The following is a 16,427-nucleotide window of genomic DNA, read 5'->3' as shown; positions in this document are numbered from 1 at the left end:
CTGTCAAACAAACGTATCAGGCAAAAAGTGGCGGGCAGCATAGCGGCTTATGTTATGACCGGTTATGAAGATGTGTTCTAAGGTTATAACCGTTTATCGCGTGAGGCGGCCGCCAGTGTCGCCTCGGCAACACTTTGCAGGCGCTGCGTGGGGCTGAGCCAATTCACCATCACGTCGGCTTCCAGAGGTTTTGCGATCAGGTAACCCTGTCCTTCATCGCAGCCCCATTGCTTGACCAGCGTCCGGATTTCCTCGGTTTCAATACCTTCTGCGACCACGCAGTAACCGAGTTTTTTCGCCAGACCGATCAGCGCCTTCACCAGGCGTTGATCCGTCTCGTCCGACACCAGGTTGCAAATCAGCGACTGGTCGAGCTTGACCGTAGTGGCCGGCAACTGACGCAGGTAGTTCCAGTTGCTGTAACCCGTGCCGAAATCGTCAATCGCGACATCCATGCCCATTTCACGCATGCGCTCCAACTGACTGCGGACCTCGGCGGGGTTTTGCATCAGCGCGCCTTCGGTGAATTCAAGTTCGAAACGGGTCGGGTGAATATCGTGTTTTCGCAGCAGGCCGATCATGGTGTCGGTGAATGCCGGGCCTGCGAGGTCTTCAGGCGTGACGTTGATCGCGATTCGGAAATCGAAACCCTGACGCTGCCAGTGGGCCGCCTGCTCGATCGCGTTTCTGAGCACCCACAGGCTCAAGGGGCGCATCAGCGCAGTCTTCTCCGCCAGCGGCACGAACTCCGCCGGACCGATCGGCCCCAGTGTCGGGTGGTTCCAACGCAGCAGCGCCTCAACCGAGGTGCAATGGCCGGACTTCAGGTCGATGCGGGGCTGATAGACCAGACGCAGCTGATCGTGTGCGTGCACAGCGTGAGTCAATGAGCTGAGCAGTTTGAAGGCACGCTGTTGAGCGGCATCGGAATGAGGTTCATACATGGCCCAGCCGACGTTACGGTCACGAGCGTTGTCAGCGGCGCTGATCACCAGGCGCATCCAGTCCTGTTCGGTGCTGTCGGTGTGATCCAGAGCCACCACACCCAGGCCAACCTGCATCTGCACCGGAATGCCGCGACACTGCACCGGCGTTTCGAAGTCCTTGAGAATCGCGCGAAACATGGCTTCAGTCGCGGCTTCCTCAGGCAGCAAAAAGCCAAAGCGTGTCGGGCTGACCTTGTAGAGCGAGCAATCGTGAGGCAGAAGACACTGCAGGCGATTTTTTATCGCCATCACCAGGTCCTGTGAATAGCTGTAGCCCAGCGCCTTGACGATGTCGTTGAGAAACTCGGGGGTAATCATGTCCGCAGCGACCAGCCGGTAGTTCTGCTTCACACTCAGGGTCTGGGTGATGTCTTCCTGTAATCGCGAACGGTTATACAGCCCGGTAGGCTGGTCGATGAAGCAGCTCATCCTCAGGCCGACGATGCGTTTCATCACCAGTGAGGCAAAGCGCTTGAGCATGTTCGCCTGCTTTTCGCTCATCGGCTCACGAGGGCTGGTGTCGATCACGCACAGACTGCCCAGCGCGATGCCGTCATCAGTGATCAACGGCGCGCCCGCGTAGTAGCGAATGCCGGGGTGTCCGGTGACCAGATTGTTCTCCATGAATCGCTCGTCGAGCGTGGCGTCAACCACCTCGAACGGCTCATCGGCCAGAATCGTGTAGGCGCAGAACGAAACGTCGCGAGGGGTTTCCTGGGCCTGCAGGCCAACCCGGGTGCGAAACCACTGTCGATGCTCGTCGACGATGGAAATCAGCGCGATGGGGGCATCGAAGAAACTGGCGGTCATCTCCACGATTTCATCAAACACATCGTCTGCCGTGTTCTCGAGCACGCACAGCTCCGCTATACGCAACAGGCGTTGCGTTTCGTTGAACGGGATAGGGGCGCAAACGGTCATGGATATCTCGGAGGGCGGTGCATGAGTGATGACCATATGACATCACGAAGTTCACTTTATCAGCGCGCCATTTTTATCTATAGCCCCCTTTAAGAACCTCAACGCATTAAAACGCCTGTTTGGCATGCTTTCGATGAGGGGACGGGCCTTTAAAACCGGGCAGTCCGGACCTTCCTGAACAAAATGGAACCATTTTTGCCATTCGTCGTCCGGCCCTCGAATTTCCGGATCGACTGCCCTCGCGGTGTTTTCTATTGCAGGCGACGGCAATAAAGCGGTCGGCCGATACGGAGGACAAAAACAATGGCTAGCACTGGGGAAAACAATCCCGGCAACTTCGCCAACGACCCGGAACGGGCATCCGAAGCAGGCAAGAAGGGAGGTCAGGCGTCAGGCGGCAATTTTGCCAATGATCCGGAGCGTGCGTCCGAAGCTGGCAAAAAGGGTGGTCAGGCATCAGGTGGCAACTTTGCCAATGACCCCGAGCGAGCATCCGAAGCTGGCAAAAAAGGTGGCCAGGCTTCGGGTGGCAATTTCGCCAACGACCCGGAGCGGGCAGCTGAAGCAGGCAGAAAGGGAGGACAGGCATCAGGTGGAAGAGATGACAGCGAGGAGTCAGACAAGTCCTGACGCGATTGCCCCTTCAGCCTGATAGAGGGGGGGCATGCGTTGAATTTCAGCCAGCGTAGCCGACCGGGATACACGGGTATCGAGTTGAGCAGTCACGCTGACTGAATCCTTTCATGACTGTTCGCTTCATAGCCTGAGCCTTGAACGGCTACACCACCACTGTTTCCGGCGACGTGATCAAGCTGAGAACTGCGCAGTAACGCTCAGGCGACTGCGTTGTAAATCAGGAGCCCGGTTCATGCCGGGCTTTTTGTTTCTGGCGCAGGGGACGTTCTTGGTGAGGAGGCGCGAACACTGATCACGGAGCGCCTGCTCAGACCGCAGTCCGCTCCGAACGCACAGCGATCATCTGGTTCTGTAAATCAGTGAGTTGCTGGTGCGCGTAAAGTGTGTTCGCGATCAGCGTGCAGAACACTTTCAGGGTTTCCAGAAGCTGTTCGTCGTCGAGCTTTTTCGGCAGGGGATCAAGGCCGCACAGCGTGCCGAAGAAATCACCGGTCGGAAAAATGATCGGCAGCGAGAAATAACTCTGGAAGCCGAATTTTGCCGGAATGAAGTGCTGAGCGTATTCAGGATCGGTCGCCACTTCGTTGATCACGATAGGGCGGTGATTCAGTCTGAGTTCGTTGCAGAACGTGTTTTCCAGTTTGAGCTCATGACCGGCATCCAGCCCGAAATTGATCTCGTCATACACAGCACATGCGGTCCAGCTGCTGTCGGTCACTTTGGCAATGGCGGCGAATCTGAGCCCGGTGAGTCGGGTGACCAGTCTCAACAAACTTGAGGTGGTTTCGATTTCACTGATGACGGCCAGTTCTGCTGAAGTCAATGTGGTGTTCAATGGTGAGGCCCCGACCTGATCATTAGGAAGCTGGCAAAGCGTCCGGCAGTCCTTGAACTGCATCACACTTTCGCCGCTGCTGATCCTGCCACACCTGATCAGGGGTTACATGAAAAATTCCGGGAATATGACAGCAGGCCCTCTAGTGACATGGCGTTGGCGTCAATAAGCTTTCTCATTTGAATGCACTAACAACCCTATCGATCATGAACCGTCCGTAATGGGGGGCCGTTAACCCGTATCAAACAAACTGGTCATGACGCGGCAAGGGGCCATTAGTACACCTGTACTATGGAGCGCATTTTTACTCGCTGATACGCTCGTTGATTGACCATCGAGTCGGTGCAGGGCTGTCTGCTGCGCGTGCCAACGGGCCTTTCAGGTCCGCGAATGTTTGCGGTGCACATGCCTTCACGTCTGATGACCTCTGCCGAACACTTAACTGCCACGAGTAGCGAGATTCATGCAAAAAATCACGTTGGGCCTTACCTTTGCCGTGGTTTCGACCCAGCTGTGCGCCGGCGGCTTCGGACTCAACGAACAGAGCATCAGTGGCATGGGAACGGCGTTCGCGGGCCGTGCGTCGGCTGCGGATGACGCGAGTACGGTGTATGGAAACCCGGCGGGCATGTCGCGGCTTGAGGGGCAGCAAATCACGGGCGGCGTCACCTTTATCGACGCGTCCACTGACATCAGCAACGCAACCGGCCGACCCGGTGGTACGAACAAGGGCGACATGGTGCCGTTCAAGGCCATTCCCTTCGGGTTCTATACCTACAAACCGAATCAACAATGGGCATTCGGAATGGGCGTTTATGCGCCGTTCGGTCTGGCCACCGATTACGAGTCGGGCTTTCAGGGCCGCGCTTTTGCCAGCAGGAGCGACGCCCGGGTCATCACGCTGCAACCGACCATCAGTTACGCCTTCAATGATCGCGTTTCCCTTGGTTTCGGACCGACCATCAACCGGCTTTCAGGCGAGTTGGAGTCCGACCTGACGCTCAACCCTGCCATCCCGGATACCAACGTGAAGGTCAAGGGCGACGATGTGGCCGTGGGTTTCAATGTCGGCATTCTGGCCGACCTGACGGACACCACTCGGGCAGGCATGACCTACCACTCGCGGGTCCGCTATGACCTTGATTGCCACACCGGCGTAGCCACAGGCGCCGGAACGCCACCGCAAGTGCTGACCAGCAATCGATACGACTGCTCGCTGCAACTGGACACGCCGGAGTCGGTGGATCTTTCGGTCATGCAAGACCTGAGCGATGCCTGGAAACTCTACGCTGGGGCGACCTGGACCCGATGGAGTCGCATGAAGGATCTGGATTTCAGCACACAAAGCATCAGCCCGGCGGTCGGCGGTGTGCTGGCGTCGTCGCTGTCGAATGCCGTTGCGGGCGGTCTGGACTGGCACGATACCTGGGCTTATGCGCTGGGCACGTCCTATCGTCTTAACGCTCAGTGGCTTCTGCGAACCGGTATCCGCTTCGATCAATCGCCAACCAGCAACACCAACCGCTCGCCGCGCACGCCGACAGGTGATCGCACGATATACAGCGTGGGCGCAGGCTACGACCTGACCAAAGACCTGACCCTTGATATTGCCTATTCCTGGCTCAAGGAAGAAAGCGTGAACGTCAGCCGTTCCAATGCTTTGGCCAGTTACAGCGCACGGTATGAAAACAGTGCAAGTTTTCTCGGTATTGGAGCGACGTACCGCTTTTAGTCTGTCTGAAGACCTGACTAGTACATCTGCACTATAGCCCTGCATCGGTCGAGCCACTTACCCTACTCAACTAGCTGATATCGAATCTTCTATGCACATTCACCTTCAGGGCCGCTGATTACAGTGGCCTTGCGAGACGTTTCGCGCCGGATTTTCGATAGACCCTTAACGATAGGCTGATAGTGGAGAGCGCTGAAATGGGTGGGGTTGGCCGAGTGGCAAGGTTAAAAGGATGGGCAGCCGCAGGATTGATAATGACGGCACTGACGGCCTGTTCAACCGGCGGGGGTACTCCATTTGGCGGGCTGGACTCTTTAACGGGTGAAGCCAAATATGCGCCCGAGTTCATTAAAAGCAATATCGTCGTCAACAAGTCGTCCAAACAACAGATCCGTGAAAAGTTTGGCGCGCCCACACGCGTAAGGGATAATTTGGGCAATGATTCTTCCGAATGGCTTTACGATCGTAGCGAATCGCAATTGGGCAAGCTTACCGATATGGCTTACAAATACACGAGCCGATACGGGGCCGGTGACTCTGCAAGTGCAATCATTACGGGCCAGAACAAGGTGGGAGACGCGCAAGAGATCATGGATGACGCGGGTTCACTTTCAGGCGCCAGTGCGCCAGGTCAAAAAGTGAAGATCACTCGACTTTATATCGAGTTCAGAGGTGACATAGTACGTGACTTCAGAACCTATTGAAGCACCGAAACAGATTCGTCATTTTGCCCATCGGACGATGGTTTAGAACCCACCTTGAAGCTCAGCAACAGTGAGCGAAGTTCAGCAGGGCGGACCGGTTTGGAGAGCACCGGAATATCAGGGTCATTCAATGCCTGACGGACATGTTGAAGTTCGTGCCCGGTGATCACGATGGCAGGAATCCGTCGGCCTTCCAGCCGGTTCAGGTAAGCGATGCAGTCGGCGCCTGATGCGCTGCGGTCCAGATCGAAATCGGTGATGACCAGATCGCAGTCAACGTGGGCATCGGGAATGCTGACAGAGGTCTGGACGTTACATCCCCATTTTCCCAATAACATGGCGGTGGCTTGCAGCACGCTCTGATTGTCCTCGATCAGCATGACCCGCAGTCCGCCGAGCAGACGCTTGTTCCAGTCGATGTTCGAAATCTGGACGGGCAGACTGGCGGTGACGACGGGCAATCCCGCAACAATCACGCCCGTACCGCGCTCCGGAATCGAGCGGATATTGACCTTCAATTTCATGAGCCGCGCGATGCGGCTGACAATACTCAGACCCAGCCCGACACCCTCGATGTCCCGGTCGCGCTTTTCCCGCACGCGATAAAACTCGTTGCACAGGTGGGGCAAATGCTCGGCGGAAATACCGCGACCCTGGTCATAAACGCCAATGTCCAGCTTGCCCTTGTGTTTGCGACAGCCGATGAGTATCGGTTTGCCGGGGGCGTATTTGAACGTGTTGGAAATCAGATTCTGCAACAGTGTACTGAGCAGCGCCGGGTCGGTATGCACGTGGTGTTTGCTGTTGCGTACACGAATCTGCACACCGGCCCAGCTGGCAGCTTCGCTGTTCTGGCTCGCCAGACCCTTGAGCAGCGCATCTACATCGACTGTCTCCAGGCGCGGCGTGACTTCACCCCGATTGAGTGTGTAGATGTCCAGCAACGAGCGAAACAACTGCTCGACCGAACCCAGTGCGCGGTCGATGTTATCGACCAGTCGACGCTCATTGTCACCCAGGCTGGCATCGCGCAGGCAGGCGGTGAACAGGCTGATCGAGTGAATCGGTTGGCGCAGGTCATGACTGGCCTGGGCCAGAAACCGTGACTTGGCCTGGTTGGCTTCTTCGGTCTCCTTGAGCGCCAGATGCAGTCGGCCCAGCAGGAAGTAAACAAACAACGGCAGCACCAGCATCGTCAGGATCATCATGACCGCGACCGCGTGGTGTTCGCGCAGGAAAGGTGTCAGGGCAATGATGATCAGTAAGGAAATCATCGAAAAACCGGTTGCCAGCAACAGGTAATTGCGCCCGTAACGCATGCCGTAACCGACGGTCATGCTCAGCATGACCGAGTACACCGGAAGCAATGCTTCGCCACCCACGGAAATGGTGACGATGCCCGCCAGATTGTCAGTGACCAGCGCAAACAGGCGTCGCCTGCCGGAAGCCCCCGGACGTTGGGCAATACGTACGATCAGGCCGATCGTCACAATGCCGAAACCCAGGCAGTAACCCAGAATGACAAACATGCGCTCGTCGGAGATTTCATCGAGCGCATACGTTATAAGCGTGTACAGCGTCGAAGTGGCAATGACGGCCATGCGCAATAGCGCCTGTGTCATTTCCAGATCAATGCGTTTGGGCAATATCGACATGGCGGTTACTTGATGGACAGGCTGGAAAATTGCGCGGCCGCAGCGGATCGGGTGGGCACGCCCAGTGTCTTGAGCAGACTGGAAACATGAATGCGCACCGTAAAGGGCGAGATGCCCAGTTCCTTGGCAATCTCCTTGTTGGTCTTGCCTGAAGCGACCAGTCCAAGCACTTCTTTCTGCCTGCTGGTCAGGTGACTGAGCGCAGATATTTCCACGTCACTCAGAATCGAGCCTTCCGGCTTGTACTTGACCACCACGTCGCCATTGCGAATGGCAATGAAGGCTTCGGCTATTTCCACGGGATCGATATTCTTGCCGATAAAGCCATCGGCGCCATGCGCCATGACCTCCGAAATGGTTTCCATATCATCGACCATGGACACGACAATGATTGACGTGCGCTTGAACTCCCTGCGAAGTTCGGCAATGGTCTGCATGGAAGCAAGGCCGGGAAAGCGCAAGTCCAGGACCAGCGTATCAATCTCGTCACCCGAGCGTGCCAGTTCGAGCACTTCATCAAGATTGCCAGCCTGCTCGATTACCGCGTCAGGCACGAGGCGTTCTACAGTGCGCAGCATGCCCTCGCGAAATAACGGATGATCATCGGCCACAATAATTCTGCAAGGCATGCCGCGTACTTCCACTACTCAGAGTAGTGCGCATCATACCTGATGAGACGTGTGTGTAACGTGACTGATACAGAGACTATCCGCTTATATTACGCAAGAGTGATGGCATTTTGGCGTTTTTTTTGTGCACGCTTATAGTGCAAGTTGCATCGCTACATAAAAATCTCGAAGAAAAAATCTCAACTACTGTGTACTTTCATTCCGTCAAATCATTAGGGTGACCTGTTGCGCATTCGTTTGGATCTAAACGGCCGACGGGACGACTGTCAAAACGGTTAAGCCGCTGACGGTGATCGTGCTGTTCACCGTCCCTTGGCCTGTTTGTCGTTTGCGACATTACGTCCTGAATCGCAACACCAGATTATTCATGTTCACGGCAAGTCTGGACAATTCGTTACTGGCCAACAGTGTCTGGCGAGTGCCTTCGCTGCTCTGGATCGCCAGGTCACGAATGCTGATCAGGCTGCGGTCCACATCTCGTGCAACATGAGCCTGCTCTTCCGAAGCGGTCGCAATCTGCAGGTTGCGGTTGTTGATTTCGAGAACCGAGTCGGTGATCTGGAGCAACGACTGGCCAGCCCCTTCGGCAGTCTTGCGGGTGCTGTGCACTTCCAGGGTGCTCTTCTGCATGGATTCGACCGTTGCAGAGGAGCCTGCCTGAATGGCAGAAATCATTTGCTCGATTTCCTGAGTGGACGTTTGCGTACGGTGAGCCAGGGCGCGAACCTCGTCGGCCACCACGGCAAAGCCACGGCCCTGCTCGCCGGCACGTGCGGCTTCGATGGCGGCGTTCAGGGCCAGCAGGTTGGTTTGCTCGGCAATGGCCCGGATGACGCTGAGCACTTTGCTGATGTCCTGCGCCTGATTGGCAAGCGCGGTGACCTGCGCTGAAGAGCTTTCCACCCTATGAGTCAGCCCCTGCATCGCGGTCAGCGTTTCTGTTACCCGCCTGTTGCCCAGTTCAGCGGCTACGCGAGACTGTTTGGCCGCCTCGGACGTTGATGTTGCGTTGCGCGCAACTTCTTCTACCGCAGCGCTCATTTCGTTCACGGCGGTGGCCGCCTGTTCGATTTCGCTGTTCTGCTGTTGCAGGGTACGGTCAGCACTTTCGGTGATGGACGTCATTTCGACCGCAGCAGTGCTCAATTGCGTTGAGGCGCCGGAAATCTGTTGAATGGTGTCGCGCAGGTTCTTCGACATCAGGTTCAGCGCGTGCATCAGACGGGATGCTTCATCCTTGCCGGTCACTTCAAGTTGTCGGGTCAGGTCGCCTGCGGCGATGTCTTCAGCCAGTTTCAGCGATGAACCGATCGGTTCGACAATGCTGCGTGTCAGAGCGACGGCGAGGAACACCGTGAGAATAAAGGCAACGATCACGACGCCCATGAGTACTTTGACGCTATGGTCATACACCACGGTGGCATCGCCACCGGAGCGCTTGGCTTCCTGTACGTTCTGCTCGCGCAGGGCGGTCAGCTTGTCCTGATACGCAACAGCCCGTTGCGCCTGCTCAGTGTTGGCGAACACAAGGGCTTTTTCGTGATCCGTGGAGTCCAGCGCAATGACCTGTTTTACGCCATCGATGTACTGCATCATCTTCGAGCCGGCATCGTCGAAGTTGACGCGGTCCTGCTCACCGGAAATCAGGTTCTTTCGATAGAACTCACTGCTCGACTGAAGCGCTCCGATGGCGTCATTGGTTTTGGCGACAGCCGAAGAATGCGAGGCCGGCTCAGTGGTGGCCAGCATTCGGATACTTTCCAGGCGCGCATGAAGCAGGGCGACCTGAATGTCATCGATGACCTGAACGCTGGGAAGCGAATTCAGCGAGATGTTCTGTTCGGCCGCTCGAAGATGGCCCATCTGTACGTACGAAAAGACACCGAGCCCGACCAGCAGGACCGTGATGATGCCGAAACAGAGCGACGCCCTGCGTGAAATATTGAGGGATCTGAGGTTCATGTTTGCCTCCGGTGGCAAAGCGTTTGCGGAGGGTAGAGTGCTCCCTTCCTATAAACAGTGTTTCTGCCGGAGTAGAACTTTATTGAGTTGAATGTTTGTTAAGAAATATTCATTTAAATAGACGTTACTGGAAGTGTCTCGGCGCGATGAAAGAGCGTAAAGAATCGGCTTATAGATTTCATCTATCCGATTAATAGAAAATTAGTTAAGTATTTGCTCTAAAGAGTTGGTGCATTTGAACAGCGAAGTGTCCAGCGTTCCGGAAGTACGCGTCAGATGCCGGCCGCACTCGACTTATCGGGAGGCGGCGAGGCCGATAGCATGGAGTAAATGCTCTTCATGTTCGGCCAGAGTCTGTTGCGTTGCATCAGGCCTTCGCGGAGGCCGTCGCACTGTCCAGAAATTTCGCGGTGACACCCATGCATGCCGTGCGCTCTTCCACGTGCGGCATGTGGCTGGACTCTTCGAAAACTACCGACTGAATGTCAGGCACGTTGTCCTGGTAAGGCTTCACCACGAGCGGTGTGGCTTCGTCATAACGGCCGGAAATCAGCAGTGTAGGCACTTGAATGAGGTGCAGACGATCAACAATGGTCCAGTCTTTCATGGTGCCGATCACATGAAACTCGGTCGGGCCGTTCATGGCGTGGTACACGGTCGGGTCTTCATCGATCTGGTCGAAAGTACGCTGCACTTCCTCTGGCCACGGGTTAACCCGGCACACGTGACGGTTATAGAAGAGGCGAGACGCTTCCTTGTATTCATCGTCCTGCAAAGTGCCCGCCTGTTCATGTCGCAAAAGCGTTTTCTGTACGGCTTCCGGCAACTCCCGACGCAGGCGGTTGGCTTCGCTGACCCAGGTGTGCATGTCGGCTGGCGAATTGGCGATGACCAGCGCCTTAAGCCCGGACGGTTGGCGTACCGCATGCTCGGAGGCGAGCATGCCGCCCCAGGACTGGCCCAGCAGGGCGTAGTTGTTGGCAATATCCAGGTGCATCAGCAGGTTGTCCAGCTCAGCGAGAAACAGATCGACTGTCCATAAATCCGCTTTTTTATCTGGTAAATGGGTCGATTTGCCGTTGCCCAGCTGGTCGTAATGAATAACCGCGCGGCCGGTGCTGGCGATGTCCTTGAACGCATCCACGTAGTCATGGGTGCAGCCGGGACCGCCATGCAGGATGACCAGCGGCGTGTGGGGACCACGCAGATCGCCTGTTACCCGATACCAGGTCTGGTATTGGCCAAAAGGTGCTTTATCTTCCTGAATTGTGATCTCTGACATGCTGTCGGTCTCCCGGTTATGGATCGGGGCACCTTAGCGCTGTGTGTCGTCAGCGATAACTGTAAAAAATGATAGGTTTTGCCCCTGAAACAAAGGGTCAGCTGTCCAGCAATCTATAATGTACAGCGCGCACCACAGCCTGCACGCGGTTCTTCGCCCCGAGCTTCTGCATGGCGGAGTTGAGGTGCAGTGTCACGGTGGCAACGGAGCGGTTGAGGTGCTGGGCAATTTCCTTGGCCGTCAGGCCATCGGCGGACCAGCGCAGGCATTCACGTTCACGGCGCGTGAGCTTGATTGCCGTGCAGGAGTGCATCGCCTCGTCGAACATCGGGTACGCCACTTCTTGAAAGGCATGTGCCAGCAGGCCGAACTCGGCGAGACTTTGTCTGGCGTCTTCCAGCGCCGCGTTGCTGCTGTCGGAGCAAATACCAGTGAGCGTTGCGAACCCACCTCTGGGCATGTGGATCGGCACCGTCACGCCGCAGGTCATATGAAATTCGTTGAGATAGCGCACCACAGGTGTGTGCAGGTCCTTGATGACTGTGCGTAACACGGTTTCTGCCTTGGGCTGGTAAGACCAGACGAAGGGCGAAACGCTGTTTACCGCCAGTTGCTGAACAGGGTCGATCTGGTAATAGCCCTTGCGGCACCAGAGCGTGTGCCAGTCTTCGGGTGCGTTGCGCAGTGCAAGCAATGAAGGGGTGATCAGTGCACCATCATGGGACACGGGCACCGGGCTGTAATCATAAACCACTGCGTCGAAACCGAGTCCTGCAGCGAGCATCCAAGCGCAGTCCATCTGCTGGTCCAGCGTGGCCGCAGACTGTAGACGTGTATTGAAATCCGACAACCTCACGTGCATGGCATGACTTCCTTTGTCATTCGACCCATCGAGTGACAACTATAGCAATGAACGAAGCAAAGACGGTGCCACGCGCCCGAATCCGAATGACCTGTGAGTTGAAAAACCTATAAAAATTGCTAGCTGTCACCCGACAAGCGGCGCGATAGGGTTGAGTCATGGTTGCTTGGGCATCGCGAGTGCCCGGCACCGCGGTGTCTCGCGGAGAAAAGGGCACTGTGGGAGGCGGCTTGCCGGCAAGCCACCTCCCACACCATTTCGTTTCACCCGCAGGTTACGTTTTGTCTGATAGAAGACGGTTATCTGCTGCGAAGCGGGATCACGCGACAGGTGTTTTCCAACGGTTCTGAAGTGTCGTTCTATCATGAGAGGCCCGCAGCGATTTTTTCGGTCCTGCTTGATCTTCTTCAACCACCTCGGGACATGTAATGAATCTGGGTCGTTATCGTTTCATTCTCCAGCGCCCGCTGCAGCTCTTGCCTGTATTGTTCGGGATCAGTCTGGTGACCTTCATTCTGGTGCGCTCGATACCCGGCGATCCGGCGCGCATCCTGCTGGGGGCCCGCAGCACGCCCGATGCGCTGGCCAACATTCGTGCCCAGTACGGCCTTGATCAGCCGATGTGGATGCAATACGTCTATTTCATGAAAAACCTGGTACAGGGCGATATGGGCAAATCGCTGTTGTACAAGATCGATGTCTTGAAACTGATCGTCACACGCCTGGAGCCCACGCTGTTTCTGGTGCTGGGCAGCGTATTGCTGGCCCTGCTGATTGCTATCCCGCTGGCCACCCTTGCCGCGCGCAACAAAGGCAGTTGGGGCGATAACCTGATTCGCGTGTTCACCACCACAGGGCTGGGCATGCCCGCTTTCTGGCTGGGCATCATGTTGATCCTGCTGTTCAGCGTGAAGCTGGGCTGGTTTCCGGTGTCAGGCTATGGCAACGACTGGCTGGACAAGCTTCATCACATGGTGCTGCCGTGCCTGACCATTGCGCTGGCTTTAGCCGCAGTTCTGGTGCGCAACCTGCGCGCCAGCATGCTGATGGAATTGCAGGCCGATCACGTCACCGCAGCCCGTGCCCGGGGTGTCAGTGAAGGTGCACTGTTCCGCCGTCACGTTCTGCCCAACTCGCTGGTACCTTCCATCAATCTCCTGGCGGTCAACATCGGCTGGCTGATCAGCGGCACTGTGGTCGTCGAAAGCCTGTTCGCCATTCCGGGCATTGGTCAGTTACTGGTGCGTGGCATCTTCAGCCGCGACTACATGGTGGTGCAGGGCGTCGCGATGGTGCTGGCCTGCGCGACAGTCATGGTGAATTTTCTGGCGGACGTTGCCACAGTGGCCGTCGATCCCCGGGTGAACATCAAATGAATACCGCTCAGGCCCACGTGCCCGCTCAATGGCATACGCGACTGCGTCTGCGCTTGCGCAACGGCCGACTGGCCATGTTGCTCGGCGGCTCGCTGCTGGGCGTGTGGCTGCTGCTGGCGATCTTCGCGCCATGGCTGGCGCCTTATGATCCGATCTTCCAGAACACCGAATTGCGCCTGATGGGGCCGCATCTGGCGCATCCGTTCGGAACCGACAATTTTGGCCGCGACATCTTGTCCCGCGTGATCTGGGCGGCCCGCATCGACCTGCAGATCTGCGTTCTGGGCGTGGTGTTCCCGTTTATGATCGGCACCGTCGTCGGCGCGCTGTCCGGCTACATCGGCGGTCGTTTCGACAACCTGTGCATGCGCGTGATCGACATCGTGCTGGCGTTCCCGTTTCTGGTGCTGATGCTGGCAATCATCGCGATTCTCGGTCCTGGCCTGACCAGCTTCTATATCGCCATGGCGCTGGTGGGCTGGGTGTCTTACGCGCGCCTGATCCGCTCGCAGATTCTGGTGCTCAAGGAAAGCGACTTTGCCCTTGCCGCCAAGAGCCTGGGCTTCGGTCACTTGCGCATTCTGTTTCGCCACCTGCTGCCCAATGCGCTGTTCGGCTCCGTCGTGTTTTCCATGTCCGATGCCGTGCTGGTACTGCTCAGTGGTGCTGCGGTCAGTTACCTGGGCCTTGGCGTGCAGCCGCCGTTGGCCGAGTGGGGCACGATGGTTGCCGAAGGCCAGGCGTTTCTGACGTCGGCCTGGTGGATCTGCCTGTTTCCAGGCCTGGCCATCGTTACCCTGGCCATGGGCTTCAGCCTGTTGGCGGACGGTGTAGCCGAAACACTGGGAGAACGCCGATGAGCACGCCGGTGCTGAAGGTCAACGACATGAGCGTGGTTGCCAGCAACCGTGGCCGCGAGGTGACGCTGGTGGACCGGCTGTCATTCGATCTCGAACAGGGCGAGATTCTCGGTCTGGTCGGTGAGAGCGGTTCGGGCAAGACCATGGCCTGTCGGGCCTTGATGCAGTTGATGCCGTCGCCTGATCTGCAAGTGCGCGGTGGCTCGGTGTTGCTGAACGATATCGATCTGCTCACACTCGACGCCGCCCGGATGCGCGCCATGCGCGGGCGTCGCATCGGCATGATCTTCCAGAACCCCAGCAGCCACCTCGACCCCCTGATGCGCATCGGCGAACAGATTGCCGAGGGCTTTCGTCTGCATCAGGGCTCGTCGAAGCGCGAGGCCAGGGCACAGGCCATCGACCTGTTGCGTCAGGTCGGCATTCCCGATCCGGCTTCTCGCGTGGATAACTATCCCCACGAATTCTCCGGTGGCATGCGCCAGCGCGCGATGATCGCCGTGGCGTTGGGCTGCGGCCCGCAGGTGCTGATTGCCGACGAGCCGACCACCGCGCTGGACGTGACCGTGCAGGCGCAAATCCTGCGTCTGTTGCTTGACCTGCGTGATCGTCACGGACTTTCGCTGATCATGATCACCCATGATCTGGGCGTGGTGGCGCAAACCTGCGATTCAATCGCGGTGATGTACGCCGGTCGCCTGTGCGAGCACGGTAGCAAACGCGATGTGTTGGCGCGTGCGCGGCATCCCTACACACGCGGCCTGATCGAGTGTCAGCCCGCCAGCAGTGCGGGCAATGCGCTGTTGCGCACCATTCCCGGTCAACCGCCGCTGCTCGATGCATTGCCTGAAGGCTGTCGGTTCCATGCTCGCTGCACGCATGCCGGGCCGGACTGCGCTGCACAGTTACCGTTCATGCGACCTGTGGGCAACGGCCACGCCGCTGCCTGTCATTACCCGTTACCGATGACGTTGGCGCACGCCGAAGAGGTGCACTCATGAGCGGCCCGACATTGCTGAACGTGAATGATCTGGTGGTGCGCTTCCCGACTTCCGGAACCGGTTTTCTGGGCATGCACAAGCAATGGGTTCAGGCCGTCAACGGTGTGTCCCTGACCATAGGCGCAGGCGAAACGCTGGGATTGGTCGGCGAGTCCGGTAGCGGCAAGAGCACGCTGGGCCGCGCCATCTTGCGCCTGAATGATGTGACTTCCGGGCAGATCGTGTTTGATGACGTCGATGTGGCGCAGGGCCGCGGTATTCATCTCCAGCGCCTGCGCAGCGAAACGGCAATGATCTTTCAGGACCCGTTTTCTTCGCTCAATCCGCGCATGACCATCGGTGCCACGCTGGCCGAGGTTATGCACGTGCAGCGCAAGGTCGCCAGGTCCGACATCCCGGCCCGGGTCATCGAGTTGTTGGACATGGTCGGCCTGCGCCCCGAATTCGCCGACCGCAAGCCTGGCGCCTTGAGCGGCGGGCAATGCCAGCGCGTCGGCATCGCCCGCGCGCTGGCCATCGAACCGCGGCTGATCATTGCCGACGAATGCGTGGCCGCGCTGGATGTGTCGATTCAGGGCCAGATCATCAATCTGCTGCTGGAACTGCGCCAGCGCATGAACCTGGCCATCCTGTTCATCGCTCACGATCTGGCCATCGTACGCCGGCTCTGTGACCGGGTGGCGGTGATGTACCTGGGCCGCATCGTCGAGGAAGGACCTGTCGAATCGGTCTTTCTCAGCCCGCGTCATCCCTACACCGCAGCCTTGATTCAGGCGATTCCGGAAATCGATCCGGATCGCCCGCTGCCCGGCGAGCCGCTACAGGGTGAACCGCCAAGCCCGCTGCATCTTCCGGAAGGCTGTGCGTTTCATCCCCGCTGCCGTTTTGCCCGGGCCGACTGTTCCAGCATCGCGCCACCCACGCGTCATGTGGGCGAACAGCGCTACGACTGCGTGCTTGAAGAACCTGTTTTCTGATCCCGTAAT

14 protein-coding genes are annotated in these 16,427 nt (G+C 57.5%); 7 read left to right on the top strand and 7 right to left on the bottom strand.

The features are described from left to right. Nucleotides 1-83: 83 nt before the first annotated feature. Nucleotides 84-1,907, bottom strand: a complete 1,824-nt coding sequence (locus JTJ32_RS17190; RefSeq protein ID WP_099226828.1) for a sensor domain-containing phosphodiesterase — start codon at nucleotides 1,905-1,907, stop codon at nucleotides 84-86. Nucleotides 1,908-2,210: 303 nt separating this feature from the next. On the opposite strand from JTJ32_RS17190, the gene JTJ32_RS17185 reads away from it, so the two are divergent. Next, entirely contained in the window at nucleotides 2,211-2,537 is a 327-nt protein-coding gene (locus JTJ32_RS17185) for a con-10 family general stress protein (protein WP_099226705.1), read from the top strand. Between the two features lie 313 nt (nucleotides 2,538-2,850). Here the strand turns inward: JTJ32_RS17185 and JTJ32_RS17180 are convergent, their stop codons facing one another. Continuing rightward, nucleotides 2,851-3,378 carry a GAF domain-containing protein gene (locus tag JTJ32_RS17180; protein ID WP_099226829.1) on the bottom strand — a complete coding sequence of 176 codons (528 nt, stop codon included), beginning with the start codon at nucleotides 3,376-3,378 and terminating at the stop codon, nucleotides 2,851-2,853. Between the two features lie 463 nt (nucleotides 3,379-3,841). Here JTJ32_RS17180 and JTJ32_RS17175 point away from each other — a divergent pair, with 463 nt between their 5' ends. Further along, nucleotides 3,842-5,110: an OmpP1/FadL family transporter gene (locus JTJ32_RS17175; protein WP_210042762.1), complete on the top strand. Its 1,269-nt coding sequence runs from the start codon at nucleotides 3,842-3,844 to the stop codon at nucleotides 5,108-5,110. 254 nt (nucleotides 5,111-5,364) lie between these two features. Then, nucleotides 5,365-5,814 (top strand): hypothetical protein, encoded by a 450-nt coding sequence (locus tag JTJ32_RS17170; protein ID WP_184321668.1) that lies wholly within the window; start codon nucleotides 5,365-5,367, stop codon nucleotides 5,812-5,814. Here JTJ32_RS17170 and JTJ32_RS17165 read toward each other — a convergent pair. From JTJ32_RS17165 to JTJ32_RS17145, 5 genes are all read right to left on the bottom strand, one after another. Next, entirely contained in the window at nucleotides 5,808-7,436 is a 1,629-nt protein-coding gene (locus JTJ32_RS17165) for an ATP-binding response regulator (RefSeq protein ID WP_184322141.1), read from the bottom strand. The two genes, JTJ32_RS17170 and JTJ32_RS17165, sit on opposite strands and share 7 nt — an antisense overlap. A gap of 38 nt (nucleotides 7,437-7,474) precedes the next feature. Next, nucleotides 7,475-8,098, bottom strand: coding sequence for a response regulator (locus JTJ32_RS17160; protein WP_210042760.1), 624 nt, complete (start codon nucleotides 8,096-8,098; stop codon nucleotides 7,475-7,477). 336 nt (nucleotides 8,099-8,434) lie between these two features. Then, nucleotides 8,435-10,060: a methyl-accepting chemotaxis protein gene (locus JTJ32_RS17155; protein ID WP_210042759.1), complete on the bottom strand. Its 1,626-nt coding sequence runs from the start codon at nucleotides 10,058-10,060 to the stop codon at nucleotides 8,435-8,437. A gap of 367 nt (nucleotides 10,061-10,427) precedes the next feature. Beyond that, complete coding sequence (locus tag JTJ32_RS17150) at nucleotides 10,428-11,342, bottom strand: proline iminopeptidase-family hydrolase (RefSeq protein WP_210042758.1); 915 nt, start codon at nucleotides 11,340-11,342, stop codon at nucleotides 10,428-10,430. A 97-nt stretch (nucleotides 11,343-11,439) separates the two neighbouring features. Continuing rightward, nucleotides 11,440-12,204 carry a LuxR family transcriptional regulator gene (locus tag JTJ32_RS17145; protein WP_099226712.1) on the bottom strand — a complete coding sequence of 255 codons (765 nt, stop codon included), beginning with the start codon at nucleotides 12,202-12,204 and terminating at the stop codon, nucleotides 11,440-11,442. Between the two features lie 428 nt (nucleotides 12,205-12,632). On the opposite strand from JTJ32_RS17145, the gene JTJ32_RS17140 reads away from it, so the two are divergent. Genes JTJ32_RS17140 through JTJ32_RS17125 form a run of 4 tightly spaced genes read left to right on the top strand, consistent with a single transcriptional unit; the run spans nucleotide 12,633 to nucleotide 16,418 of the window. Further along, nucleotides 12,633-13,580, top strand: coding sequence for an ABC transporter permease (locus tag JTJ32_RS17140; protein WP_099226713.1), 948 nt, complete (start codon nucleotides 12,633-12,635; stop codon nucleotides 13,578-13,580). Beyond that, nucleotides 13,577-14,440, top strand: coding sequence for an ABC transporter permease (locus JTJ32_RS17135; protein WP_184321662.1), 864 nt, complete (start codon nucleotides 13,577-13,579; stop codon nucleotides 14,438-14,440). Before JTJ32_RS17140 ends, JTJ32_RS17135 begins: the two co-directional genes overlap by 4 nt. Next, entirely contained in the window at nucleotides 14,437-15,441 is a 1,005-nt protein-coding gene (locus JTJ32_RS17130) for an ABC transporter ATP-binding protein (RefSeq protein ID WP_210042757.1), read from the top strand. The genes JTJ32_RS17135 and JTJ32_RS17130 overlap by 4 nt, the downstream gene beginning before the upstream one ends. After that, nucleotides 15,438-16,418, top strand: coding sequence for an ABC transporter ATP-binding protein (locus JTJ32_RS17125; RefSeq protein WP_210042756.1), 981 nt, complete (start codon nucleotides 15,438-15,440; stop codon nucleotides 16,416-16,418). Before JTJ32_RS17130 ends, JTJ32_RS17125 begins: the two co-directional genes overlap by 4 nt. The last annotated feature ends 9 nt before the right edge of the window (nucleotides 16,419-16,427 follow it).

Origin of the sequence: Pseudomonas alliivorans (genome assembly GCF_017826695.1) — a bacterium.
GTDB lineage: Bacteria > Pseudomonadota > Gammaproteobacteria > Pseudomonadales > Pseudomonadaceae > Aquipseudomonas > Aquipseudomonas alliivorans.
This window is presented reverse-complemented; position numbering and strand designations above follow the sequence as displayed.